Here is a 24066-nt window from a genome sequence, read left to right on the forward strand (position 1 = left end):
ACTCCCTCCAGGCTTCCGGCCGCATAAAAGGGAAACCCCGATGACGATTGGCAGGCGCATTGCGCTCGGCTTCGCGGCTGTGCTGCTGCTCACGGTTGCGGTGGCCTTCGTCGGCTGGAACAGCCTCCGCACCTACGCCGAACGGGTGGACGTCGCCGCCCACACGGCCGAGCTCGACGCCCGTCTCAAGAACGTCCGGCTGGAGGAGGCGCGCTTCGTCGCGGAGCGCGACGCCCAGGCCGCCGCCAACGTCGGCGCCATGCTGGAGTCGCTGCGCGGCGAGGCGGTGGCGACGCGCGGCACCCTGCGCACCGGCGCCGGCGGCGCCCTGGTCGACGACATCCTCGCGGGGATCGGCGTGTACCAGGAGGCCTTCGCCAACTTCGCCGCCCAGGACGCGGAGGCGCGGGCCCGCACCGGCTCCATGGCGCAGAGCGCCCGCGCCCTGCGCGACGTGGCGGAGAAGATCGGCCACCAGCAGGCCGAACGCTACGACAACAACATGATCAGCCTGAACGACGCGGCGCTGGCGGCGCGGCACAGCCGCGACACCGCCGACCGCGCCGACCGCCTGATCGAGCACCTTCTCGAGGCGCGCCGCCTGCAGGGCGAGTTCGTCCGCACCCGCGAGGCGGCCATCGTCGAGGCGGCGGACGCCGCGCTGGCCGAGCTGCAGGCCAACGCCGGGGCCCTGCACGAGGAGGTCATGGGGACCAACGACGAGGAGCTGGCGGAGAACATCGTGGCCGCCGTCGCCGCCTACCGCGACACCTTCGCCGAACAGGCCCGCTACGCCGCCGGCGATGACGCGGAGACGTTCCAGGCCCGCATGCTGATCCTGGACAAGCAGGCCGAGCAGGTGCAGGCGCTGGCCCACGAGATGCAGGAGAACCAGATCGCCGTGGCGATGGCGCTCCAGGGCGCGGCGGACTTCGCCCAGGCCGAAGTGGACGAGGCGGTGCTGCTGCGCGGCCTGGCCATGCGCATGAACGTCGCCGCCCAGGCCGCGATGCTGGGTGAGCGGGACTACCGTCTCAAGGGCGGCGAGGCGGCGCGGGCGATGGTGGGCGAGGCCGCCGCCGCGATCGCCGGCCTCGCCCGCCAGGCCGGCGACCTGCTGCTGGACGAGGAGGGCAAGGCGCTGATCGCCGCCGCCCAGGCGGCCCTGGGCGCCTTCGAGCAGAGCTTCGGCGCGCTGGTCGGCGCCGTGGAGGGGCAGCGCAGCGCCTCGGTGGCGATGGCGCAGGCCGCCGGCACGGTGAGCGACCAGGTGGCGCGCCTGGCCGCGATGCAGCGCGACGAGCGCGAGGCCGGGCGCGCCAACGCCGGGCTGGTCGTGGCGGTCGGCGCGGCGGTCGCGCTGGCGCTGGGCGCGGTGCTCGCCTGGTTCATCGACCGCGCCATCACCGTGCCGCTGCACGCCATGACCCGGGCGATGGACCGCCTGGCGGAAGGCGACCTCGCCACCGACATCCCCGGCTCCGACCGCCGCGACGAGCTGCGCCACATGGCCAACAGCCTCGGCGTCTTCAAGGCCAACGCCCTGGAGATGCGGCGCATGGAGACGGAGCGCGAGGAGATGCGCCGGCAGATCGACGAGGACCGCCGGCGGACCATGGACGAGTTCGCCAACGGCTTCGAGGCGGCGGTCAGCGGCGTCGTCCAGACCCTGGCGGCCTCGGCCGATTCGCTGGGGCGCGACGCCCAGGCGATGTCGTCGGACGCCGCACTGACCAACGCCAAGTCCCAGGCGGTCGCCACCGCGTCGGAGCAGGCGAGCTCCAACGTCCAGACCGTGGCCGCGGCGGCGGAGGAGCTGTCGGCCTCGATCGCCGAGATCTCCCGCCAGCTCACCGCCAGCTCGACGGTGGCCCAGGACGCCGCGGAGAAGGCGCGCCACACCAACGCCATCGTCGAGGGGTTGGCCGACGCCGCCCAGCGCATCGGCCAGGTGGTCGACCTGATCGGCGAGATCGCCGAGCAGACCAACCTGCTGGCGCTCAACGCCACCATCGAGGCGGCCCGGGCCGGCGAGGCGGGAAAGGGTTTCGCGGTGGTGGCCACCGAGGTGAAGAACCTTGCCGGCCAGACCGCGCGGGCGACCGAGGAGATCTCCAGCCAGGTGGCGCAGATGCAGTCGGCCACCGGCGGGGCGGTGGGGGCGATCCGCACCATCTCCGACGCCGTCGACACCATCAGCAGCACCGTCACCGGCATTGCCGAGGCGATGGAGCAGCAGGGCTCGGCCACCCGGGAGATCGCCGCCAACGTCAACCAGGCGGCGGCGGGCACCCAGGAGGTCAAGCGCAACATCTCCGAGGTGACGACGGCGGCCGGCAAGACCGGAACCGCCGCCGACGCCGTGCTGGGCGCGTCCAAGGAGCTGTCGCGCCAGGCCGAGATGCTGCGCGGCGAGGTCTCGGGCTTCCTCAACAAGGTGCGCTCGGCGTAGCGCACCCGGACACAAGCTGCGCTCGGCGTAGCGCACCCGCATAGGGGCGCGCTCGGCGTAGCGCACCCGGACACAAGCTGCGCTCGGCGTAGCGCACCCGCATAGGGGCGCGCTCGGCGTCGTGGCTTGCCGGCCGGCCCCTATGGCTGGGCCGGCTGCTGCGGGGTCATTTCGCCGGGGATCAGCGCGCAGTCGCGCCCGCCCACCTGCGCGTAGAGGATATCCCGCAACTGGTCGACCGAATTGGTGCCGCAGGAATACATGCCCTCGTCGGGATTGAAAAAGTAGATCGTGTCGTCGCTTCCCCGATAGAGCGCCGAGGCATGGGCGCCAGTCCCATTGGAGTTCTGCATGTTGATAAAGGCAAAGTCGCCGGGCTTTGTCAGATGCGTGTTGACCCAGCCAGCGAACTGGTCCTTCGACGCCGCCTTGGTGACTTGTGTGTTGACCGCCACTTTCTGCCCGGGGTCCCCCACCAGTTCGCTGCGATTGCCGCTGACCACGAAGTTCTCCGCGGAGAACGCGTCGTAGGTCGATGCGTTCAGGTGCCCGGTCATCGCCATGAAATTCGTGTCGACGGTGCCGGTCTCGACCTCCACCTGGAGGTCCAGGATTCCCTGGATGCGGGCGGGGCTTTCCAGCGTCTTGGCGGCCGCCATGCCCTCGGCGTGGAGCGTGTTGAGCCAGGTGATCGAGGCGCCCTGGCAGACGCCGCTGGACAACGCGACGCCCTTGTGGTTGGCGTAAGCGTAATTATCGAAATCGCTGAGCTTTTCCAGCTTGGCGTCGGCCGGCGGCGGCTTCAGGGCGTCGGTCACGAAGGCCAGGGCGGCCCGGCTCCGCGTGGCTTCATTCGGCTTCTGGCCGGTGATGCCCAGCATCGTGTCGGCCTTCGCGTCGCCCAGCGCGTTGGACAGGACGGCGAGGGCGGCGTCGCGCTCCTCGCGCCGCCGGGCGCTTCCGATGCCAAGGAATTCCTTCACCTGCCCGACCCAGTTCTGCTCCTTCAGGACCAGGTGCCGCTGGTTGCCGGATGAGATCACGCGGAACTCGTAGTTGTCGTGGTTCTTTTTGTAGCCAGGATCGTTCTTGATCTGATTCAGAACGTTGGCGACGTCGTCCGATTTGATTGTCTCCAGTCGCGGGGTGCCGACGACGACACCCCCGCCAATCCGTTCCACCATCCATCCCTCCGTCCTTGCGTGTCACACGATGGCCGTCGGCCGCTCGGGCGCCGTCCGTTCACCCCCACATGGGCGGCGCCGCGCCTGCGGCTGTCACAGGCGTCGCCGCGGCGGCCGGCGCCTCCGTTCCGCCGTCGATGTGCTCCTTCCAGGCCATGGCGATGCCGGCGACGCGGGCGAGCCGCGACGCGGCCTCGACCACGTCGAGACCGTCGGCCGGCAAGGTCTGCGTGACCACCAACTCGTCGGTCACGGGATCGATGGCCAGGCACAGCCCATCCTCGGCCAGCAGGGCGTTGGCCTTGAGGGCCATGGGGGCGACGGCCGCGAGGCGGGGGTCGGGAACGCGGCCCATCCCGCCGCGGACCGCATACTCCCGGCGGTCCTCGTCGAAGACGATCCGGAGCGTGACCGGACCAGCCAGGTCGTACTCGACGCACAGACCGCCCACGGTGCCGTCCGGCTGGCGGAGCGCGTGGAGCGCCGCGGCGTCCGGGGCGGGGAAACCGACGATGTCGCAGGCGTAGAGGATGGCCTGCAGCGGGCCGCCGGCTCCGGCTGCCATCGGCCCGTTCTGATCGTCCATGGTCGCCTCCTGTTTCCGGACGCCGCCATGGTGGGGGGCGCGACGCGGCATGGGTGGGCGCCCGTCCGCGCCCGTGCAACGCAGGATAGGTGTGCAACAATGGCCAGGGAACGCCTTTTGGGCACGAACGACGGACGGCCCCGCGGCGTCAGATCGGCAGAGGCACCCCGTGCGCCTCCAGGGCGGCGCGCTGGCGCTGCTCCAGGACCGTGACGTCGAAATCGCCGACGAGGTCCTGGAACAGGCGGAACCAGTTCACCTCGGCGTTCAGGTGCAGGAAGACCGAGCCGAGACCGATCGCGGCGCGGTCCATGAACACGAACTCCCGCGGGATCTCAACGCCGCCGACCTTGCGCAGTTCGGCGTGGACCCGTTCGGCCGTCTCCCGGCCGTAATGGCCGGCGTTGGTCTCCTCGATGCGGCGGGTGCGGTCGTCCATGATGGGGGCGTAGACGAAGCGCGCCCAGATGTTCAGGACGGCGACCAGCGCCTTCGACGGGTTGGCGAAGCCCCAGGTGCGGTACGCCTCCACCGCCGCCGCCTCGTCGTCGCTGCGCAGGGCGTGGTAGAGGTCGATCACGCCCTTGACGAAGCTCGGCTTGAAGACGCGGACGCAGCCGAAATCCAGGAGGTTGACCGAGCGGTCGGGGCGAACCGTGTAGTTGCCGAGGTGCGGATCGCCGTGGATCACGCCGTAGCCGTAGAGGGGCACGTACCACGCCCGGAACATGTTCATGGCGAGGTCCTCCCGCGCCTCCGGGTGCGCGGCCACGAACTCCAGGATGCGGCGGCCGTCCAGCCATTCCATGGTGAGCAGGCGCCGGGTCGACAGCGCCGGCACCACCTCGGGCACGTGGACGCCCGGGGTGTCGGCCAGCATGGCCCGGTAGAGGGCGGCGTGGCGCCCTTCCAGCTCGTAGTCGAGCTCCTCGCGCAGGCGGGCCCCGATCTCGGCGTGGATCTGGCGGGTCGAGACGGCGCTGTCGTAGCGCTCGAACAGCGCGAAGATCAGGCTGAGCTGGCGCAGGTCCGCCTCCACCGCCGACGCCATGTCGGGATACTGGAGCTTGCAGGCCAGCCGCCGGCCGTCCAGGGCGTCGGCCCGGTGCACCTGCCCCAGGGACGCGGCGGCGGCGGCGGTGTGCTCGAAGCGGGCGAACCGGGTCTGCCAGTCCGCCCCCAGCTCGGCCGCCATGCGGCGGCGCACGAACGGCCACCCCATGGCCGGGGCGTCGGCCTGGAGCTGGGACAGCTCGGCCACGTACTCCTGGGGCAGGGCGTCGGGGATGGTGGCGAGGATCTGCGCCACCTTCATGAGCGGCCCCTTGAGACCGCCCAGGGCGGCCCGCAGCTCGGCGGCGTGGCGCTGGCGTTCGGCGGGGATTCCGAGAACCCGCTCGCCGGCCACCCGGGCGGCGAAGCCGCCAACGGCCGAGCCGACCCGCGCGTACCGCGCGAGCCGCCCGCCCAAGGAGTTGGTTTCCCGGTTCGACATGGCATCAAAGATGGGGTGCCGGGGCGGCGCGGCCAGTGCACGGGACGGACACGCCCCGTGCGCTCAGCCGGGGGGCGCGATGCGCCGCGTCCAGTCGGCGAGCGCGGTGAGGAGCGCCGCCACCTTGGCGCGCACCGCCTCGTCCTTGAGGGTGCCGTCGGGATGGAAGGATTCGGCGTAGCGCACCATCACCTCCGGCTTGTTCAGGGGGTGCATGTCCAGGAACACGCAGACCTGGCGCAGGTGGTACTGGGCGCGCGCCGTGCCCAGCGCGCTGCCGGCGCCCATGATGGCCAGGGGCTTGCCGGCAAAGGGCTGGGCCGGGGGGCGCGAGGCCCAGTCGATGGCGTTCTTCAGCACGCCGGGGATCGAGTAATTGTACTCCGGCGTTGCGATGAGGATGGCGTCGGCGGCGCGGATCGCCTGGCGGAAGGCCTCCACCGGCTCGGGCCGCCCGGCGGCGTCGAGGTCGGCGTCGTAGAGGGGGATCGGGGCGAGGTCGACGGTGTCGACCGTGACGCCCTCCGGCGCCACCTCCGCGGCGATGCGCAGTAGGGTGCGGTTGTAGGACTCCCGGCGCAGGGAGCCGGCGAAGGACAGGACCCGCAGCGGCGCTTCCATGGCGTGCTCTTCCATCGTGGTGTGTCTCCGCGATGAAGGCACGGACCGCCGGTGCCAGGCAAGGCTGCCGGCGGAACGTGGGGGTGGGGTGGGGCGGTCAGCTCGCCCGCACCTCGGCGACGAAGCGGGCGACCTCGACGCGCAGCCGCTCGGCCTCGCGCGACAGCTCGCCCGACGCGCCGAGCACCTGGGACGCCGAGCTGCCGGTTTCGCCGGCGACGAGGCGGACCGTGCCGATGGAGGTGGCGATGTGCTCGGTGCCGACCGCGGCCTGCTGCACGTTGCGGGCGATCTCGCGGGTGGCGGTGTCCTGCTCCTCGACCGCGGCGGCGATGGTGGTCGAGATCTCGTTGATCTCGCCGACCACCCGGGCGATCTCCAGGGTGGCGGCCACCGCACCGTCGGTGGCCGCCTGAACGGACGCGATGCGCGCCGTGATCTCCTCGGTGGCCCTGGCCGTCTGGTTGGCCAGGGTCTTGACCTCCTGGGCGACGATGGCGAAGCCCCTGCCGGCCTCGCCGGCCCGCGCCGCCTCGATCGTCGCGTTCAGCGCCAACAGGTTGGTCTGGCTGGCGACGTCGGTGATGAGCTGGACCACGGTGCCGATCGCCCTGGCCTCTTCCGCCAGCGTCTGGATCGATGCGTTGGTGGCGTCGGCGCGGCCGCTGGCGAGGCGGGCGATCTCGGCGGACTGGCCGACGCGGCGGCTGATCTCGGCGATGGAGCAGGCCATCTCCTCGGCCGAGGCGGCGACGGTCTGGACGTTCATCGCCGTCTCGTCGGTGGCGGCGGCGACCACCGCCGACTGGGACCGGCTCTGGTCGGCCATCGTGGAGAGGCCACGGGCGCTGGATTGCAGCTGGGTCGCGGCCGAGGCCACCAGGGACACCCCCGTGCTGACGCTGGACTCGAAGGCATCGGCGAGACGGTGCAGGCTGGCACGGCGGTCGAGCGCCGCCTGGCGCTCGGTCTCCGCCACCTCGGCCTGCAGGCGCCGGTTCTCCATCGCCGCCTGCTTGAACACCGCCAACGTCTCGGCCAGCGCGCCGACCTCGTCCTTGCGCCCGAGGCCCGGCACCGCGCCGTCGAGGGCGCCGGCCGCCACGGACCGCATGGCGCCGGTGATCCGGCCGATCGGCCGGGCGATCCCGGATACGGCGATGGCGACGGACAGCGCGGTCGCCCCGGTGATGCCGGCGGCGGCGAGCAGCACCGTGGTCCACCAGGCGTCCACGTACACCGCGCTGGCGTCGGCGGCGGCGGTGTCCACCGCGGTGTTCATCCGGTCCACCAGGGCGTCGACGGCGTCGCGCAGACGCTCCAGGTCCGGGTCGACGGTGGCGTTGAGCAGCGCCAGGGCCTCGCCGGTGCGGCCGGCGAGGGCGAGCGGCTCGAGCCGCGCGTAGTCGGCCATCAGCGTCTCGAATCCCTGCGCGGCGGCCTCGACCTCGGCGGCCCAGCGCGGCGCGGCGGCCTTGACCGCCGCCAGCTGCGCGCGGATCTCCGTGGCGTTGCGGGCGACACCGTCGGCGGCGTCGCGCCGGCGCGCCATGTCGCTCTGGGCGACCATCTGGTAGGCGCGCCGGCCGATCCCCATCAGCAGGCGCCCCACCCGTCCGGCGTCGATGATCGCCTCCACGTCGTGCTCGATCAGCGCCACGTTGCGCTCCTCCACATGGGCCATGCGGCCCAGCGCGAAGAAGTTGGTGCCGAGGGTGACCAGCGCCAGCAGGCCGACGAGGATCAGGATCTTGGCGAGGACGGGCAGGTTGGCGAGGGACACGGGTGGCCTCCGGGGCGATGGGTGCGGCCGCCTAAGCAAGGACCGTTCCAGCGCCCGCAGGGGGCTGCGCTCCAGCAGACGCGCCGGTGGCGCGCCGGCGGGGCACAGAGCCGCGGACCGGAGGGCCGCGCTGCGTGGCAAATTGCGGCGCGGCCCGTCGCCGATTGCAATGATGCCGGAGGCTTCCGGGTGCGCCGTTTCCGGCGCACCGCTCACTGCGGTCGGCCGGCGGTCAGCCCGTCGCTTCCAGCTCGTCCACGAAGCCGCGGATCACCCCCAGCCCCTTCTGCCAGAACGCCGGGTCGGACGCGTCGAGGCCGAAGGGGGCCAGCAGCTCCTTGTGGCGCAGCGTGCCGCCGGCCGAGAGCATGGCCAGGTACTTCTCGGCGAAGCCCTTCTCGGCATCCTGGTAGACGGCGTAGAGGGAGTTCACTAGGCAGTCGCCGAACGCGTAGGCGTAGACGTAGAAGGGCGAGTGGATGAAGTGGGGGATGTAGGCCCAGTAGTTGCGGTAGCCCTCGTCGAAGCGCAGCACCGGCCCCAGGCTCTCCTCCTGCACCGCCAGCCAGATCTCGCCGATCCGCTCGGCCGTCAGCTCGCCCTCGCGGCGCTCGGCATGGACGCGCGTCTCGAAATCGTAGAAGGCGATCTGGCGGACCACGGTGTTGAGCATGTCCTCGACCTTGGTGGCCAGCATGATGCGGCGCCGCGCCGGGTCCCGCTCGCCGTCGAGCAGGGCACGGAAGGTCAGCATCTCGCCGAACACCGAGGCGGTCTCGGCCAGGGTCAGCGGGGTGTCGGACAGGAAATGCCCCTGGCTGCCGGCCAGCACCTGGTGCACGCCGTGCCCCAGCTCATGGGCCAGGGTCATGACGTCGCGGGTCTTGCCCTGGTAGTTCAGCAGCAGATAGGGGTGGACGCTGGGAACGGTGGGGTGGGCGAAGGCGCCCGGCGCCTTGCCCGGCCGCACCGCGGCGTCGATCCAGGCGTTGTCGAAGAAGCGCTTGCCGATGGCGCCGAGCTCCGGGGCGAAGCGGTCGTAGGCGCCCAGCACCAGATCGCGCGCTTCCGACCAGGGAATGCTGCGGTCGCTGTCGTCGGGCAGCGGCGCGTTGCGGTCCCAGTAGTCCAGGCGCTCCTGCCCGAACCACGTCGCCTTCAATCGGTAGTAGCGGTGGGAGAGGTCGGGGTAGGCCTCGCGCACGGCGCCGTGCAGGGCGTCAACCACCGCGTCCTCGACCCGGTTGGAGAGGTTGCGGGCCGACACCGGGCGCGCGTACTGGCGCCACGTGTCGTCGATCTCCTTGTCCTTGGCCAGGGTGTTGGTGATCAGGGCGAACAGGCGGGCGTTGGCGCCGAGCACCGTGCCGATGGTCTGCCCCGCCTCCTTGCGCACCGCGCCGTCGCGGTCGGACAGCTTGTTCAGGGCTTCCGCGCAGGTCAGCTCCTTGCCGCCGATGGGGAAACGCAGGTCGGCCAGGGTCTCGTCGAACAGCCGGTTCCAGGCGGCGCGGCCCACCACATGCTTCTCGTGCAGCATGCGTTCCATCTCGTCGGAGAGCTGGTGGTCGCGGTAGAGGCGGACGTCGCGGATCCACGGGGTGTAGCGCGCCAGCTCCGGCGACTGCGCCAGCGCGCGCTCCAGCGCCGCGTCCTCGATCCGGTTGAACTCCAGCGCGAAGAAGACGAGGTGGGTGGAGATCGCGTTCACCCGCTCCTGCATCGACTGGTAGAACTTGGCGATGGCCGGGTCGACCATGTTGCCGTTGTAGACCAGGCCGGCGTAGGACATCACCCGCGACAGGGTCTCGTCGATGCGCTCGTACTCGGCGACGGCCCGGCCCAGCCCCGGCCCGTCCAGGGCCGCCACCTTGCCGGCGTGGGCGGCATGGAACGCCTTGGCGTCCTCGTCCATGCGCGCCAGGTCGGCCGTCAGCTCCGGCGCGTCCATCGCCGGGTACAGGTCGCGCAGGTCCCAGGCGGGCAGGGACCCGGTGTCGGGACCGTCGGCGGTGTCAAGGGCGGCGCTGCGGATCATCCATTCCTCCCGATGCGGCAACCCACGGGATATAGGGGGGCCGCCCGGCCAAGGAAAGCCGGGTCAGCCGCCGCCGCGCCGCGACGCTTGGGCGGCGTCCCGGGCGGCGTCCTGGGCGGCGCGGTCGATGGCGGCGGAGATGCAGTGCTGGTGCAGCTTGCGCTTGGCCAGCGCGCGCGCCCGCATCTCGTCGACGTCCGCGGTGTTCATGGCCTCGACCGTGCAGCCGCGCCAGCCGTTGGCGTCGAGCGCACGGGCCACCTCGGCGTACCCGAAATACCCTTTGTCCGGTTGCGGCCAGGGCGGCCGCAGGTCGACCCGGCGCAGCACGAAGCGGTTGGACTGGCTGGATCCTCCCAGGTTCGTAAGGCGGGCGACCAGCAGCCGTTCGCCGTTGGGCTGGACAATGGCCAGGATGGGACGGATGCCGGTGATCGGTGGGTCGTTGGTCATGGCGCCGCGGGAGGCCGCTGATCGGTCATGGATACAACCCGTAGGCGGCAATTGCCAGCGGCAAGGTGTGCACGGACGGATCTTGACTGATCGCCCAGTCAGTGGTTAGCTGGTCCAGCAATGGATGGCCGGCACGGACGGCCGCCTCGGGACATGCCAGCATTCGGGGGAGGGCGTCGGTGTCGGAGCGCAACGCAAGCCACGCCATCCTCGACGCCGCGGAGCGGGTGTTCGCCCTGCACGGCTTCGACGGCTGCTCGATGCGCAAGATCGCGGCCGAGGCCGGGGTCGCCCAGGCCCTGCTGCACTACCATTTCGGCACGAAGGAAAAGCTGTTCGAGGCGATGTTCGCGCGACGCTCCGGCGCCATCAACGCGGCGCGCGCGGCACGGCTGGACGCCCTGTTCGCTCCGGCGCGGGCCGCGGCGCCGACGCTGGAGGACCTGGTGGAGGCCCTGTTCCGCCCGACCATGGAATTCGGTCACGAGGGCCAGCCGGGCAACCTGTTCTCGCGCATCCTCGCCGCCACCGCGAACGCCGACGACGAGCGCTCCCGCGCGCTCATCGGCGAGCATTACGACGCCATCGCCCGCCGCTTCATCGACGCCCTGCGCCAGGTCGAGCCGGCGCTGCGGCCCGACGACGCCGTGTGGGCCTACATGTTCGCCATCGGTGTGGGCATGACCATGATGGCGGCCACCGGCCGCGCCGGCCGCCTGTCCGACGGTGCGTGCGACGACGCCGACGTGGACACGGTGATGGCCCGGATCGTCCCGTTCATCGCCGGCGGCGTCCGGTCGCTGGCCGTTCACCGCTGCGCTCCCGACCCCCGCTGACCCGGCGGCGCCCCGCCGCCCAACCCGTTGAACTGCCAGGAGGAAACGTTCCATGCGCATGCTGCCGGTTGCCGTCCTCGCCGCCTTGGCCGCCGCCGTCCCGCTCGTCTCCGCTCCGGCGGCCCGGGCGGACACCGTCGAGATCACCCTGGTGAACGGGCACCCGCCCGTGTTCCGCTGGGTCAAGCACCTGCAGGAGAGCTTCGTCCCGGCCGTGGAGAAGGCCCTGGCGGCGTCCGGCCACACCGTGTCGTGGAAGCAGCTCTACGGCGGGTCGCTCGCCAAGGTCGGCGAGGAACTGGAGGCGATCCAGGAAGGGATCGCCCAGGTCGCCCTGGTGCCGTCGATCTTCGAGCCGTCGAAGCTGCCGCTCCAGAACATCACCTACTACACCCCCTTCGTCAGCACCGACCCCGGTGTCGTCACCGGCGCCGTGCAGACGGTGCAGCGCGCGGTGCCCGGCATGATGGCGGCGTGGGAACAGAACGACGTGGTCTACCTCGGCGGCGGCTTCGCCCTGGACGACTACCTGCTGTTCACCACGTTCCCGGTGAAGAGCCTCGACGACCTCAAGGGCCGCAAGATCGGCACGCCCGGTCCGTCCATCAACTGGATGAAGGGGACCGGCGCGGTCGGCGTCGCCGGCAACCTCACCGAATACTACAATTCGTTGCAGACCGGGCTGTACGACGGGGTGCTCACCTTCGCCACGGCGGCCCTGCCGGCCAAGATCCACGAGGTGGCGCCGCACATCACCCAGGTCGGGTACGGCGCCCAGTACGCCGGCGGCATCGCCGCCAACAAGGAGTGGTACGACGATCAGCCCGACGCGGTGAAGGCGGCGCTGGAGGCGGGGGCCGCCGCTTTCGAGGCGTCCTACACCGAGGACCTGCGCAAGGCCGCCGCCGCCGCCCTGGAGAGCATGACCGCGGCCGGCGCCACGCTGAACCCGGACTCCGCCGCCCTGCGCCCGGCCTACGCCGCCGCCATGGAGGACCCGACCACCCAGTGGGTGTCCACCCTGGAGGGGCAGGGCATGCCGGCCAAGGCGGTGCTGAAGGCCTACATGGAGACGGTGCGCGCCGCCGGGGCCGAACCGCTGCGCGACTGGGCGGGCCAGTGACCCCGGCGGGGAGGAGCGGAGCCGCACGATGACCGGTGAACCCGCTGACGCCGCCGGCCCCGGAGCCGGCGGCCGCGACGACGGGCTGCCCGGCGGCGACGGCCGCGCGCAGCGGTTGCTGGACGCCGGCACGGCCGCGCTCAACGCCGCCGGCACGCTGCTGATCGTCGCCGTCATGCTGGCGATCAACGCTGACGTGCTGGGGAGGGCCCTGTTCGACAGCCCGATCTCCGGCGTGCCGGAACTCGTCAGCCTGTCGATCGTCGCCATCGTCTTCCTGCAGGTGGGCCACGCTCTGCGCACCGGCGGGCTGACCCGGGCCGAGGCCTTGCTGGGCCGCCTGCCGCCGCGCGGCCGGGCGGCGCTGGAAGGGCTCTACGCCCTGCTCGGCGTCGCCCTGTGCGTGGTGCTGTTCACTGGCCTGCTGCCGCTGTTCGAGCGGGCGTGGACGCGCAACGTGTTCGTCGGGGCCATCGGCGACTTCACCGCGCCGATCTGGCCGGTGCGTCTGATCATGCTGGTGGGGACGGCGGCGCTGGGGCTGCAGTTCCTGGCCCGCGCCCTCCGCGCCGCGCGTGCGGCGGCGGGGAGGCGGCCATGACCGACCTGCTGATCGGCGCGGTCGCCCTGTTCGCCCTGGTGACGCTGATCTATGGCGGTGTCCACGTGGCGGTGGCGCTCGCCCTGTGCTCCTTCCTCGGCGTTCTGGCGATGACCGGCAACGGGGCGCTGGCCGGGCGTATGCTGGGGCTGGCCGCGGCGGAATCCATCGACTCCTACATCTTCGGCGTGGTGCCGCTGTTCGTCCTGATGGGCTTCGTCGTCTCCCAGGCCGACGTCGGGCGCGACGCCTTCGACGTGGCCAACAGCCTGTTCGGGCGCATCCGCGGCGGCCTCGGCATCGCCACGGTCGGGGCCAACGCCGTGTTCGCCGCGATCACCGGGATCTCCATCGCCTCGGCGGCCGTGTTCACCCGGGTCGCCGTGCCGGAGATGCTGCGCCACGGCTACTCCCGGCGCTTCGCCTACGGCATCGTCGCCGGCAGCTCGGTGCTGGGCATGCTGATCCCGCCCAGCCTGCTGCTGATCCTCTACGGGGTGCTGACCGAGCAGTCCGTGGGCGACCTGTTCCTGGCCGGCGTGCTGCCCGGCCTCGTCCTGGCGGTGGCCTTCGGCGCCGGTGTCTATATTCTGGCACGCCGGTTCCCCGGCTACGCCGGTGCCGCCATCGCCGAGGATTCGGCCCCCCTGTCGGCGGGCGCGATGGCCGTCAAGGGGCTGCCCATCGTGGCGCTGATCGCCCTGGTGCTGGGCGGCATCTACGGCGGGGTGTTCACGCCCACCGAGGCGGGCGGTGTGGGCGCGCTGGGCGCGATCGTCATCGGCCTCGCCCGCCGCGCCCTGGGACCGCAGCGGATCTGGCGGGTGCTGACCGACACCGGGCAGGTCACCGCGGCGATCTGCTTCCTCATCATCGCCGCCAGCATGTACGCCCGCATGCTGTCGCTGAGCGGCCTGCCGGAATACCTCAGCGCCGCCGTGGCCACCGCCGACGTCGGCTACTGGGGGGTGGTGCTGGGCTACGTGGCGCTGATCCTGGCGATGGGGACGATCCTCGACAGCTCCTCCATCCTGCTGATCGTCATCCCGCTCTTCCTGCCGATCATGAAGGCGCTGGGCATCGACCCGATCTGGTTCGGCATCGTCACCATCCTGGCGGTGGAGGTCGGGCTGCTGACGCCGCCCTTCGGCATGTCGGTCTACGTCATCAAGGGCACGGCGCCCGACCCCGAGCTGACGCTGGGCGACGTCTTCGCCGGCGCCTTCCCCTTCGTCGCCATCATGCTCGGCGTGCTCGGGCTGATCCTGGTCTTTCCCGGCCTCACCACCGCGCTCCTCGGGCGCTGACCATCCACAGGAGAGCCCCATGCCGCGCCGCATCGTCGATCTGTCGGTCCCGCTGGAGGCGGGAATCGCCTCCGACCCGCCGGGACACCTGCCGGCCATCGAGTACCTCGACCACCGCGCCACCGCCGCCGACATGGTGTCGTTCTTTCCCGGCGCCACCACCGACGACCTGCCGGGCGGCGAGGGCTGGGCGATCGAGCGGTTGACCATCACCACCCACAACGGCACCCATCTCGACGCGCCCTACCATTTCCATTCCACCATGGACGGCGGCAAGCGGGCGATCACCATCGACGAGGTGCCGCTGGAGTGGTGCTTCGGCCCGGGGGTGAAGCTGGACTTCCGCCACCTGCCGGACGGCCACGTGGTGACGGCCCAGGAGGTCGCGGCGGAGCTGGAGCGCATCGGCCACACCCTGCGCCCCTACGACATCGTCGTCGTCAACACCGCCGCCGGCGCCCGCTACGGCCAGCCCGACTACGTGGCCTCGGGCTGCGGCATCGGCCGCGAGGCCACCTTGTACCTGACCGAGCGCGGGGTGCGTGTCACCGGCACCGACGCCTGGAGCTGGGACGCCCCGTTCGTCCACACCGCCCGGCGCTACGCCGCGAGCCACGACGCCTCGATCATCTGGGAGGGGCACCGCGCCGGCATGGACCGCGCCTACTGCCACATCGAGAAGCTGGGCAACCTGGAGGCGCTGCCGCCGACCGGGTTCATGATCGCCTGCTTCCCCTACAAGATCCGCAACGCCTCGGCCGGGTTCACCCGGGCCGTGGCGATCTTCGAAGACTGAAACCCCGCGCCGGAGGAACCCCATGTCCGAGCCCACCGCCAAGCCGAAGAAGACGCCGGCGCCGAAGGTCATCATCACCTGCGCGGTGACCGGCGGCATCCACACGCCGACCATGTCGGACGCCCTGCCGTACCGCCCCGACGACATCGCCGCCCAGGCCATCGCCGCGGCCGAGGCCGGCGCGTCGATCCTCCACCTGCACGCCCGCGACCCGCAGGACGGCCGCCCGACGCCCGATCCCGCCGTGTTCATGCAGTTCCTGCCGCGGATCAAGCAGAACACCGACGCGGTCATCAACATCACCACCGGCGGCGGCCTCAACATGACGGTGGAGCAGCGCCTTGCCGCCCCGCTCCAGGCCAAGCCGGAGATGTGCTCGCTCAACATGGGCTCGATGAACTTCGGCATCTTCCCCCTGGCCGACCGCTACACGGAATGGAAGTTCGACTGGGAGGAATCCTATCTGCGCAACACGGACGACTTCATTTTTCGCAATACGTTCCGTGATATCGAACGAATCCTTAAGACATTGGGCGAGGAGCACGGCACCCGCTTCGAGCACGAGTGCTACGACGTCGGCCACCTCTACAACGTCGCCCACTTCGTCGACCGCGGCCTGCTGAAGCCGCCCTTCTTCGTGCAGATGATCTTCGGCATCCTCGGCGGCATCGGCGCCGACCTGGACAACCTGCTGTTCATGAAGCGCACCGCCGACCGCCTGTTCGGCGACGCCTACCGCTGGTCGGTGCTGGCGGCGGGGCGCCACCAGATGCCCTTCGCCACCCAGGCGGCCCTGATGGGCGGCAGCGTGCGCGTCGGCCTGGAGGACAGCCTCTACATCGGCCGCGGCACGCTGGCCGCCTCCAACGCCGAGCAGGTGGCCAAGGTCCGCCGCATCCTGGAGGAGCTGGGCCACGAGATCGCCACCCCGGCCGAGGCCCGCGCCATGCTGGCGCTGAAGGGCGGCGACCGGGTCGGGTTCTGAGGCCGCAGGAGGAGGAGCGCGCCATGGCCGGCAACCCCATCGACGGCTTCGTGGTCGATCCCGCCGGGATCGACCATGTGGGCCACGACCTGCAGCGCCCGGAGTGCATCCTGGCCGAGCCCGACGGGTCCTTGTGGGCCGCCGACGCCCGCGGCGGGGTCGTGCACATCCGTCCCGACGGCTCCCAGCGGCTGGTCACCCAGCGCGCCCGGTCCGCCTTCGCCGAGGCCACCGACGAGGAGACCCGCTTCGTCAGCGGCACTCTGCCCAACGGGCTGGCGTTCGCCGCCAACGGCGACATCGTCATCTCCAACTTCGGCACCGACCGGCTGGAGGTGATGACCCGCGACGGCGCCACCCGGGTGCTGGTCGACCGCATCGACGGGGCGCCCATCGGCAAGGTCAACTTCGTGCTGCGCGACCGCCGCGACCGGCTGTGGCTGACCGTGTCGACCCGCATCACCAACTGGATGCGGGCCATGAGCCCGAACGTGGCCGACGGCTTCGTCGCGCTGTACGACCAGGGCCGCCTGCGCATCGTCGCCGACGGCTTCGCCTTCACCAACGAGATCCGCCTCGACGCGCGGGAGGAGTGGCTCTACGTCGCGGAGACCTGCGGGCGCCGGGTGACGCGCCTGCGCGTCGCCGAGGACGGCAGCCTGAGCGGGCGGGAGGTGTTCGGCCCGGCCGACCACGGCGCCTTCATCGATGGCATCGCCTTCGACGCCCACGGCAATCTCTGGGGCACCCACGTGATGACCGACCGGGTGTTCGCCATCACCCCCGACGGCGACCTGCGCATCCTGCTGGACGACGACCACGGCAGCGCCGCCGGACGGGCCCTGATGGACGCGTTCGCCCGCGACACCGCGACGCCGGACCTGATGCTGGCCTGCGGCGGCACCATCGCGCCGTGGTGCGCCAGCGTCACCTTCGGCGGCGCCGACCTGCGCACGGTGTATCTCGGCAGCCTGCGCGGCAGCCGCATCGCCCGATTCCGCTCGCCGGTCGCCGGCCTGCCTATGGCACACTGGCCGCTGCCCTGACGGGCGGAGGGGGCGGCCGCGACGGTTCGGCCGGCCGCCTGTTGGGTGAAAACGCGGGCGTGGCCGAGGGGAGGGCGCGAATGGCGCGGGCGGCGAGGCGATGGACGGTGCGGCTGGCGGCGGTGCTGGTGGGATGCTTGGCGCTGGCGGCGTGCGCGAACCCGCAGAACGAGGCGGCGCTGGCCGCGCCGCGCACCCTGGTCGGCCTGCCCAAGGCCGAGCTGCTGGCCTGCGCCGGCGTGCCCGATGCCAGCGCCCAGGCGGACGGCACGGAGGTGCTGTCCTACCGGCGCAGCCAGACCATCGTCGAGCGCGAGGTGGACTGGGAGCCCGACCGCCTGCTGGCGCGCCACGGCATCCGCGCGCTTCGCCCGGAGGTGGAGGTGTGGTCGCGCACCTTCGGCTGCGAGGCGACCGTCGTGGTGCGCGACGGCCGGGTGGCCGAGCTGCGCTACGACCGCCAGCGCGACCCGGAGCTGTGCTACCGCATCCTCGGCGCCTGCCTGCCGCCGGTGCGCTGAGCGGGACCGCCTAGCGGCGCTGCCAGACCTTGCTTTCCATGTAGCGGTTGGCGAGGAAGCGGTAGGTCAGCTTCTGCAGCTGCTCCAGGGTCTGGGAGCGCTCGATGGGCACGCCGTCCCAGGCCTGCAGCAGCTCCTCCCACTCGATCAGCCGTTCGCGCAGGTCGTCGCGGGTCTTGCGGATGAAGGTCACGGTCGAACCGAACGACTTCAGCGCGCCGACGACCTCGCCGGTCTGGGCGTCGGCCTGCTCGAAGATGGCGTCGAACTCCTTCATGGGGCGGCGCAGCAGCCCCTGCATGCGGGCGATCTCCGACGCCAGGGTGCGGTCGCTGCGGTAGATCTGCGCCATCCGCTGCAGGTTCTCGCTGATCGCCCGGATGTGCTTGAAGCGGTCGCGCAGCGCCTCGATGTACGACAGCTCCTGCGTCAGGTCGTCGACCCGGTCGTTGATGTACTGTTCCGGGTTGTCGGTGACGTTGAGCTTTTCGGCGATGGCGCGGAACGCGGCTTTCAGGCGGGTCTTGGTCTGCGGGTCCTCGACGATCTGTTCCAGCTCGTCGATGTCGACGACGATCATCTCGCTGCCGGTGATCCAGGACACGAGCTGCATGGTCAGGCGGCCGCGGGCGATCAGCCGGTGCTTCTCGTCGACCGACCAGGAGGCGGTGCCGTCGAGCAGTTCGCCCGGGATCTTCTCGCCCGGGCGGATCTGCTTCACGTAGCGCAGGCCCTCGGCGACCGTCTCCAGCAGCCGGTAATCGTGGCTTCCCTCCGCGATCTGAAACGATTCCGCCAGGGTGTGGAAGGGCAGGGACGCCTTGAGCTCGCCCAGCAGGATGTTCAGCACCGGCTCCTTGGAGGTCGGTTCCACCGCGAAGAACGCGGCGGGCAGCGAGAAGACCTTGTGCTGGAAATCGAAATGGGTGTCCCGCATGAGGGCGGGCGCGCCATCGGTGGGCGTGTCGGCGGTAGCCTCGAGGTTCGCGTCGTCGCTCATGGTCCGACCGGCGGAAGGGTGAGCGTTATCCCTACAGGGAACCCCGTTCCGCTGCAACCGTGCTCACGCCGGCCACCGGCCGGGGCCCGCGCGCCCTACAGGAGATCGCGCAGACGGAACCAGGTCATGGCCAGGACCAGGGCGGGGGTGCGCAGCATCGGGCCGCCGGGGAAGCGGCGGTGGGGGATGCGGGCGAAGACGTCGAAGCGCTCGGCCGTGCCGGCCACCGCCTCGGCGATGGTCCTGCCGGCGATGCCCGCCAGGGCCACGCCGTGGCCGGAATAGCCGTGGGCGAAATAGGTGGTCGGCGACAGGCGCCCCAGGTGCGGCATGCGGTTGACGGTGATGGCGACGTGACCGCCCCACATGTGGGCGACGCGCGCCTCCCGCAGCGACGGGAACACCCGCACCATCTTGCGCCGCAACGCCTGGGTCAGCCCCGGCCGGTCGAGCCCGGAGTAGCTGACGCCGCCGCCGAACAGCAGCCGGTGGTCGGGCGACCGGCGGAAGTAGTTGAGCACGAAGTTCATGTCCGACGCGGCCACGTCCGCCGGCAGCAGGGCGGTCGCCATCGCCTCGCCCAGCGGCTCGGTGGCGAGGAGGTAGGTGGCCACCGGCATGATGGTGCCCGACAGCTGCGGCACCAGCCCGTTCAGATAGGCGTTGCCGGCCAGGACCAGGTGGGCGGCCCGCACCAGCCCGCGTGCCGTGCGCACCGAGGGCGCCGGCCCGGTGTCGAGCGCCGTGACGCGCGAGCCTTCGAAGATCCGCACCCCCGCGGCGGTGGCGGCATCGGCCAGGCCGAGGGCGTAGTTCAAGGGGTGGAGGTGGCCGCTGCCGGCGTCGTGCAGGCCGCCGACATAGACCGGACTGGAGACGTAGCGGGCGAGGCCGGCGCCGTCCAGCAGGGTCGTGCGGTCGTAGCCGTAGCGCTCCCGCAGCTCCTGCTGCATGGCGGCCAGGTCGCCCATGTGCCGATGCTTGGGCGCGGTCAGCACGTAGCCCCAGGTGAGGCCGCAGCGGATGGCGTGGCGCGCCACCCGGTCGGCCAGCAGCGCCTTGGAGTCCTCGTTGAGGTCCCACAGCCGGCGCGCGTCGTCGCGGCCGACCCAGCGCTCGACGTCGGCCATCGCCTTGTTGTAGCCGGTGATGATCTGGCCGCCGTTGCGCCCCGAGGCGCCCCAGCCGACCCGCTCCGCCTCCACCAGCACCACGTCGTAGCCGCGCTCGCGCAGCTCCAGCGCCGCCATCAGCCCGGTGTAGCCGCCGCCGACCACGCAGACGTCGCAGCGCTCCTCGCCGGCCAGCGCGGGGTGGGCCGGATGGGGGTTGGCGGTGTCGGCGTACCAGGACGGCGGGAAGGAGGCGGCGATCATGCGTCTCGGATAGGCCGCGGCGCGGGTGCCGTCAACCGCCGAGGCCGCCCGGCCACCGCATGACGGCCCTGCTGCCGGTAGGGTCTTCGGCGGTGTTTGCCGGCGGCGCCCACCGTGGCACTGGCGCGCCGCCCCCCGATGGCACCATAGTGGGGCGTCCTCAACAAAAGGGAGGCCGCCCGGCGTTCCCGCGCGGGCCGTTTCGTTCATGGCTTTCATGGATGACTTCATCAAGAAGAACCGCATTACCGAAGTCGAATGCCTCGTGCCCGACATGTCGGGCATCGCTCGCGGCAAGATCGTGCCGGCGGAGAAGTTCCTGCGCATCCTGCGCGATCGCGGACTGCGGTTGCCGGAGGCGATTTTCGTGCAGACGGTGACCGGCGAATACCCGGAAGAAGACAACATCACGTCGGACGAGAACTCCGACATCTACATGATCCCGGATGAGCGGACGATCCGTTTCGTGCCCTGGTACAAGGAGCCGACGGGGCAGGTCATCACCGACTGCGTCTACGCCAACGGCGACCCCGTCGATTTCTCGCCGCGCCACGTCCTCAAGCGGGTGCTGACGCTCTACGAGGAGCGCGGCTGGAAGCCCGTGGTGGCCCCGGAGCTGGAGTTCTTCCTGGTCCAGGTCAACAAGGACCCGGACTATCCCCTGGTGCCGCCGGTCGGCCGCAACGGCCGGGTCGAGAGCGGGCGCCAGGCGTTCGGCATCGACGCGGTGAACGAGTTCGATCCCATCTTCGAGGAGATCTACGACTTCTGCGAGGTGCAGGACATCGACATCGACACCCTGACCCACGAGGCGGGGGCGGCGCAGATCGAGATCAACTTCAACCATGGCGACCCGCTGGAGCTCGCCGACCAGGCCTTCCTGTTCAAGCGCACGGCCCGCGAGGCGGCGATCCGCCACCAGGTCTATGCGACCTTCATGGCCAAGCCCATGCAGAACGAGCCGGGCAGCGCCATGCACATCCACCAGTCCGTGGTGGACGCGGCCACCGGCCGCAACCTGTTCGCCGAGCCCGACGGGTCCGACAGCCCGCTGTTCATGTCGCACCTCGCCGGGCTGCAGAAGTTCCTTCCCTACGTCATGCCGCTGCTGGCGCCCAACGTGAACTCCTACCGCCGTCTGGTCCCCAACTCCGATGCGCCGATCAACGTCCACTGGGGCCGCGACAACCGCACCACGGGGCTGCGGGTGCCGGTGTCCCAGCCCGACGGCCGTCGGGTGGAGAACCGGGTCGCCGGCGCCGACGCCAACCCGTACCTGGCGATCGCCGCGTCGCTGGCCTGCGGCTGGCTGGGCATGTCCCAGGGGCTGGAGCCGACCGAGCCGGTCAAGGGGTCGGCCTACCGACTCGCCTTCACCCTGCCGCGCCACCAGGGCGACGCGCTTGGCAAGTTCAACGCCTGCAAGCCGTTGCGCGAGGTGCTCGGCGACAAGTTCATCGCCGCCTTCACCAGCGTGAAGGAGGCGGAGTACGAAGCGTATCATCGGGTGATCAGCTCGTGGGAGCGCGAGAACCTGCTGCTCAACGTCTAGCGTGACGGAACGCCGCCCCGGCCCCGGCCGTCCGGGGCGGCGCCGCCCCGGGCCACGCCGCGCCGGGCCATGCAGCCGATCGTTGCGCCGGCGCCCCCTCCCAACGTCCCGAAAAATGTCCAAAAATATCCGACAAATTCGCAGCAATTGCGGCGGGCATCTGAAGAAAACGCACTCCGGAATGCCGCGTTATTGGCGATCAACCGACTAAAATACCGACATTTGACGCCGCATCGGTCACCGTCTACTGTCGTCGTATAGAAGACGAGGACGACATGGCACAGACCGCCTCCACGCGATGGACGAATCCCGGCGCCGCGGTGACGATGCCGGTGCCCGAGCGCTTTCCCAGCGTGCCGGCGGTCGTTCTCGTGGCCCTTCTCGGCATGCTGCTGCTGCTGGGGGCCGGCGGGGCCATGCTGTTCGGGGTGGCGCAGGCGCACGCCGTCCGCCCCGGGACGGCGCTGACCTCCTCCATGGGACCGCTGGCGCCGCTGCCGGCGATGGAGTTCACGCTGGCCGGCGAGCGCCGCCTGCACACGGTCAACCTGCAGGTCACCCTGGAGTTCGCCCCCGGGACGGATCCCGAGGCCGTCGCCCAGTCGGTGTCGCGGGTCGCCGCCGCCGTCAACGGGCGCATGACCGAGATGCAGCCGGGCGAACTCGCCGGGGCGGCCGGCACCAGCCTGGTCAAGCAGCAGGTCAGCATCGCCGCCAACCGGGAGTTGAAGCCGCTGCGCGTGCGCTCGGTCATGCTGCAGCACTTCCTGGTCCGCTGACCCCGCATCGCCGACCGCCGTCCTCCCACGCTCTCGACAGGCCGCAGGGAATGGGGAACACTCCCGCCCGAAGGATGAAGACGGGAAGGAGACTGTCGTGGCGGAGTTCGATTTCGACCTGTTCACCATCGGCGCGGGGTCCGGCGGGGTGGCCGCCAGCCGGCGTGCCGCCGCCTTCGGGGCCAAGGTCGGCATCTGCGAGGGCAGCCGCGTCGGCGGGACCTGTGTGATCCGCGGCTGCGTGCCCAAGAAGCTCCTGGTCTACGCCAGCCAGTTCCGCGACGGGTTCGAGGACGCCTGCGCCTATGGCTGGGACTCCCATGTCCCCGGCTTCGACTGGGCGCGGCTGATCGCCAACAAGGACCGCGAGATCGACCGCCTCAACGGCATCTACCTCGGCATGCTGGAGACCGCGGGCGTCACCCTGGTCACCGGCCACGGCCGGGTGGTCGACCCGCACACCGTCGAGGTCGCCGGGGCGCGCTACACCGCCCGGCGCATCCTGGTCGCCACCGGCGGCTGGCCGGCGCTGCCGTCCATCCCCGGCATCGACCACGCCATCACCTCCAACGAGGCGCTGCACCTCGGCCACCTGCCGCACTCCATCCTGATCATCGGCGGCGGCTACATCGCCGTCGAGTTCGCCAGCATCTTCCGCGGCCTGGGCGTCGAGGTCACCCTGATGATCCGCGGCGAGGAGCTGCTCAACGGCTTCGACGACGACATCCGCGTCGCGCTGGCGCAGGAGTTGCGCCGGCGCGGCATCCAGATCCTCGCCCGCACCAAGCCGCACACGGTGACCGAGGGGCCGGGCGGATTCACCGTGACCGACCATCTCGGCCGCGAGCATTCGGCCGGTCTGGTGATGGCGGCGACCGGCCGCCGCCCCAACACCCGCGAGCTGGGGCTGGAGGAGGTGGGGGTGGAGCTGACCGGGGGCGGCGCGATCCAGGTCGACGAATGGTCGCGCAGCAGCGTGGAGTCCATCTACGCCATCGGCGACGTCACCGACCGTATGGCGCTGACGCCGGTGGCCATCGCCGAGGGGCGCGCGCTGGCGGAAACCCTCTACAACAACAACCCGATGTCGGTGAGCTACGACAACATCCCCACCGGGGTGTTCACGCTGCCGCCGCTCGGCACCGTCGGCCTCACCGAGGCCGACGCGCGGGCCCGCTACGGCAAGGTGGACATCTACCGCACCGGGTTCCGGCCGATGAAGCACACCCTGTCGGGACGCGAGGAGCGCGTCCTGATGAAACTGGTGGTCGATGGCGAGAGCCAGCGGGTGCTGGGCTGCCACATGATGGGCATGGACGCGCCGGAGATGGTGCAGGGGCTCGCCATCGCCCTGAACAGCGGCGCCACCAAGCGCGATTTCGACCGCACCATCGCCCTTCACCCCTCGACGGCGGAGGAGTTCGTGCTGATGCGTGACAAGCTGGCCGATCCGTCACCATAGGGCGTATGCCGCCGGTCGGCCGGTCACTGCATCCCGGGCAGGTGGGCGGCGGTGGGAGCGGGCGCTTGTA

The 24066-nt window shown here is 71.2% G+C and carries 21 protein-coding genes; 12 read left to right on the forward strand and 9 right to left on the reverse strand.

Features of this window, described 5'->3' with window-relative positions; all coding sequences use genetic code 11:
• Positions 1 to 40 precede the first annotated feature (40 nt).
• Positions 41 to 2452 (forward strand): methyl-accepting chemotaxis protein, encoded by a 2412-nt coding sequence (locus AC6H2I_RS18240; RefSeq protein ID WP_497502105.1) that lies wholly within the window; start codon positions 41 to 43, stop codon positions 2450 to 2452.
• A 140-nt stretch (positions 2453 to 2592) separates the two neighbouring features.
• On the opposite strand, the gene AC6H2I_RS18245 is transcribed toward AC6H2I_RS18240, so the two are convergent.
• From AC6H2I_RS18245 to AC6H2I_RS18275, 7 genes are all read right to left on the reverse strand, one after another.
• On the reverse strand, positions 2593 to 3636 hold the full coding sequence (locus tag AC6H2I_RS18245; protein ID WP_497502106.1) for a hypothetical protein: 1044 nt from the start codon (positions 3634 to 3636) through the stop codon (positions 2593 to 2595).
• Between the two features lie 58 nt (positions 3637 to 3694).
• Complete coding sequence (locus tag AC6H2I_RS18250) at positions 3695 to 4222, reverse strand: type III secretion system chaperone (protein WP_497502107.1); 528 nt, start codon at positions 4220 to 4222, stop codon at positions 3695 to 3697.
• Between the two features lie 148 nt (positions 4223 to 4370).
• Positions 4371 to 5717 carry an ABC1 kinase family protein gene (locus AC6H2I_RS18255; RefSeq protein ID WP_497502108.1) on the reverse strand — a complete coding sequence of 449 codons (1347 nt, stop codon included), beginning with the start codon at positions 5715 to 5717 and terminating at the stop codon, positions 4371 to 4373.
• 63 nt (positions 5718 to 5780) lie between these two features.
• The gene (locus tag AC6H2I_RS18260) at positions 5781 to 6353 is read right to left on the reverse strand and encodes an NADPH-dependent FMN reductase (RefSeq protein ID WP_497502109.1); all 573 of its coding nucleotides are present in this window, start codon (positions 6351 to 6353) and stop codon (positions 5781 to 5783) included.
• Positions 6354 to 6435: 82 nt separating this feature from the next.
• Positions 6436 to 8121, reverse strand: a complete 1686-nt coding sequence (locus AC6H2I_RS18265) for a methyl-accepting chemotaxis protein (RefSeq protein WP_497502110.1) — start codon at positions 8119 to 8121, stop codon at positions 6436 to 6438.
• Between the two features lie 232 nt (positions 8122 to 8353).
• Positions 8354 to 10159 (reverse strand): M3 family oligoendopeptidase, encoded by a 1806-nt coding sequence (locus AC6H2I_RS18270; RefSeq protein ID WP_497502111.1) that lies wholly within the window; start codon positions 10157 to 10159, stop codon positions 8354 to 8356.
• Positions 10160 to 10222: 63 nt separating this feature from the next.
• Complete coding sequence (locus tag AC6H2I_RS18275) at positions 10223 to 10612, reverse strand: hypothetical protein (RefSeq protein ID WP_497502112.1); 390 nt, start codon at positions 10610 to 10612, stop codon at positions 10223 to 10225.
• Between the two features lie 179 nt (positions 10613 to 10791).
• Between AC6H2I_RS18275 and AC6H2I_RS18280 the strand changes: the two genes are divergently transcribed.
• The 8 genes from AC6H2I_RS18280 (at position 10792) to AC6H2I_RS18315 (ending at position 17827) form a co-directional block, all read left to right on the forward strand.
• Positions 10792 to 11448, forward strand: coding sequence for a TetR/AcrR family transcriptional regulator (locus AC6H2I_RS18280; RefSeq protein ID WP_497502113.1), 657 nt, complete (start codon positions 10792 to 10794; stop codon positions 11446 to 11448).
• A gap of 52 nt (positions 11449 to 11500) precedes the next feature.
• The gene (locus AC6H2I_RS18285; RefSeq protein ID WP_497502114.1) at positions 11501 to 12571 is read left to right on the forward strand and encodes a C4-dicarboxylate TRAP transporter substrate-binding protein; all 1071 of its coding nucleotides are present in this window, start codon (positions 11501 to 11503) and stop codon (positions 12569 to 12571) included.
• 28 nt (positions 12572 to 12599) lie between these two features.
• Positions 12600 to 13172, forward strand: a complete 573-nt coding sequence (locus AC6H2I_RS18290; RefSeq protein WP_497502115.1) for a TRAP transporter small permease subunit — start codon at positions 12600 to 12602, stop codon at positions 13170 to 13172.
• The gene (locus AC6H2I_RS18295) at positions 13169 to 14479 is read left to right on the forward strand and encodes a TRAP transporter large permease (protein WP_497502116.1); all 1311 of its coding nucleotides are present in this window, start codon (positions 13169 to 13171) and stop codon (positions 14477 to 14479) included. Before AC6H2I_RS18290 ends, AC6H2I_RS18295 begins: the two co-directional genes overlap by 4 nt.
• Before the next feature lie 19 nt (positions 14480 to 14498).
• On the forward strand, positions 14499 to 15275 hold the full coding sequence (locus AC6H2I_RS18300) for a cyclase family protein (RefSeq protein ID WP_497502117.1): 777 nt from the start codon (positions 14499 to 14501) through the stop codon (positions 15273 to 15275).
• Between the two features lie 22 nt (positions 15276 to 15297).
• Entirely contained in the window at positions 15298 to 16260 is a 963-nt protein-coding gene (gene kce / locus AC6H2I_RS18305; protein ID WP_497502118.1) for a 3,5-dioxohexanoate:acetyl-CoA acetone transferase, read from the forward strand.
• A gap of 23 nt (positions 16261 to 16283) precedes the next feature.
• Positions 16284 to 17306: an SMP-30/gluconolactonase/LRE family protein gene (locus AC6H2I_RS18310; RefSeq protein WP_497502119.1), complete on the forward strand. Its 1023-nt coding sequence runs from the start codon at positions 16284 to 16286 to the stop codon at positions 17304 to 17306.
• Between the two features lie 80 nt (positions 17307 to 17386).
• Positions 17387 to 17827: a hypothetical protein gene (locus AC6H2I_RS18315; RefSeq protein WP_497502120.1), complete on the forward strand. Its 441-nt coding sequence runs from the start codon at positions 17387 to 17389 to the stop codon at positions 17825 to 17827.
• 10 nt (positions 17828 to 17837) lie between these two features.
• On the opposite strand, the gene AC6H2I_RS18320 is transcribed toward AC6H2I_RS18315, so the two are convergent.
• Positions 17838 to 18827, reverse strand: coding sequence for a hypothetical protein (locus AC6H2I_RS18320; RefSeq protein ID WP_497502121.1), 990 nt, complete (start codon positions 18825 to 18827; stop codon positions 17838 to 17840).
• Positions 18828 to 18922: 95 nt separating this feature from the next.
• Positions 18923 to 20203: an NAD(P)/FAD-dependent oxidoreductase gene (locus AC6H2I_RS18325; RefSeq protein ID WP_497502122.1), complete on the reverse strand. Its 1281-nt coding sequence runs from the start codon at positions 20201 to 20203 to the stop codon at positions 18923 to 18925.
• A gap of 208 nt (positions 20204 to 20411) precedes the next feature.
• Here AC6H2I_RS18325 and AC6H2I_RS18330 point away from each other — a divergent pair, with 208 nt between their 5' ends.
• The 3 genes from AC6H2I_RS18330 (at position 20412) to gor (ending at position 23996) form a co-directional block, all read left to right on the forward strand.
• Entirely contained in the window at positions 20412 to 21755 is a 1344-nt protein-coding gene (locus AC6H2I_RS18330; RefSeq protein WP_497502123.1) for a glutamine synthetase family protein, read from the forward strand.
• Between the two features lie 275 nt (positions 21756 to 22030).
• Positions 22031 to 22534, forward strand: a complete 504-nt coding sequence (locus AC6H2I_RS18335) for a flagellar basal body-associated FliL family protein (RefSeq protein WP_497502124.1) — start codon at positions 22031 to 22033, stop codon at positions 22532 to 22534.
• Positions 22535 to 22631: 97 nt separating this feature from the next.
• The gene (gene gor, locus AC6H2I_RS18340; protein WP_497502125.1) at positions 22632 to 23996 is read left to right on the forward strand and encodes a glutathione-disulfide reductase; all 1365 of its coding nucleotides are present in this window, start codon (positions 22632 to 22634) and stop codon (positions 23994 to 23996) included.
• Positions 23997 to 24066: the final 70 nt, after the last annotated feature.

Source organism: Azospirillum sp. NS33 (genome assembly GCF_059703765.1).

Excerpts from the sequence above, each read along its gene's own strand:
- AC6H2I_RS18255 (WP_497502108.1), bottom strand. The coding sequence starts at position 5,717 with ATGTCGAACCGGGAAACCAACTCCTTGGGCGGGCGGCTCGCGCGGTAC.
- AC6H2I_RS18260 (WP_497502109.1), bottom strand. The coding sequence starts at position 6,353 with ATGGAAGAGCACGCCATGGAAGCGCCGCTGCGGGTCCTGTCCTTCGCC.
- AC6H2I_RS18270 (WP_497502111.1), bottom strand. The coding sequence starts at position 10,159 with ATGATCCGCAGCGCCGCCCTTGACACCGCCGACGGTCCCGACACCGGG.
- AC6H2I_RS18295 (WP_497502116.1), top strand. The coding sequence starts at position 13,169 with ATGACCGACCTGCTGATCGGCGCGGTCGCCCTGTTCGCCCTGGTGACG.
- AC6H2I_RS18325 (WP_497502122.1), bottom strand. The coding sequence starts at position 20,203 with ATGATCGCCGCCTCCTTCCCGCCGTCCTGGTACGCCGACACCGCCAAC.
- AC6H2I_RS18300 (WP_497502117.1), top strand. The coding sequence starts at position 14,499 with ATGCCGCGCCGCATCGTCGATCTGTCGGTCCCGCTGGAGGCGGGAATC.
- AC6H2I_RS18310 (WP_497502119.1), top strand. The coding sequence starts at position 16,284 with ATGGCCGGCAACCCCATCGACGGCTTCGTGGTCGATCCCGCCGGGATC.
- AC6H2I_RS18245 (WP_497502106.1), bottom strand. The coding sequence starts at position 3,636 with ATGGTGGAACGGATTGGCGGGGGTGTCGTCGTCGGCACCCCGCGACTG.
- AC6H2I_RS18250 (WP_497502107.1), bottom strand. The coding sequence starts at position 4,222 with ATGGACGATCAGAACGGGCCGATGGCAGCCGGAGCCGGCGGCCCGCTG.
- AC6H2I_RS18290 (WP_497502115.1), top strand. The coding sequence starts at position 12,600 with ATGACCGGTGAACCCGCTGACGCCGCCGGCCCCGGAGCCGGCGGCCGC.
- kce (WP_497502118.1), top strand. The coding sequence starts at position 15,298 with ATGTCCGAGCCCACCGCCAAGCCGAAGAAGACGCCGGCGCCGAAGGTC.
- AC6H2I_RS18240 (WP_497502105.1), top strand. The coding sequence starts at position 41 with ATGACGATTGGCAGGCGCATTGCGCTCGGCTTCGCGGCTGTGCTGCTG.
- AC6H2I_RS18315 (WP_497502120.1), top strand. The coding sequence starts at position 17,387 with ATGGCGCGGGCGGCGAGGCGATGGACGGTGCGGCTGGCGGCGGTGCTG.
- AC6H2I_RS18330 (WP_497502123.1), top strand. The coding sequence starts at position 20,412 with ATGGCTTTCATGGATGACTTCATCAAGAAGAACCGCATTACCGAAGTC.
- AC6H2I_RS18335 (WP_497502124.1), top strand. The coding sequence starts at position 22,031 with ATGGCACAGACCGCCTCCACGCGATGGACGAATCCCGGCGCCGCGGTG.
- AC6H2I_RS18320 (WP_497502121.1), bottom strand. The coding sequence starts at position 18,827 with ATGAGCGACGACGCGAACCTCGAGGCTACCGCCGACACGCCCACCGAT.
- AC6H2I_RS18275 (WP_497502112.1), bottom strand. The coding sequence starts at position 10,612 with ATGACCAACGACCCACCGATCACCGGCATCCGTCCCATCCTGGCCATT.
- AC6H2I_RS18285 (WP_497502114.1), top strand. The coding sequence starts at position 11,501 with ATGCGCATGCTGCCGGTTGCCGTCCTCGCCGCCTTGGCCGCCGCCGTC.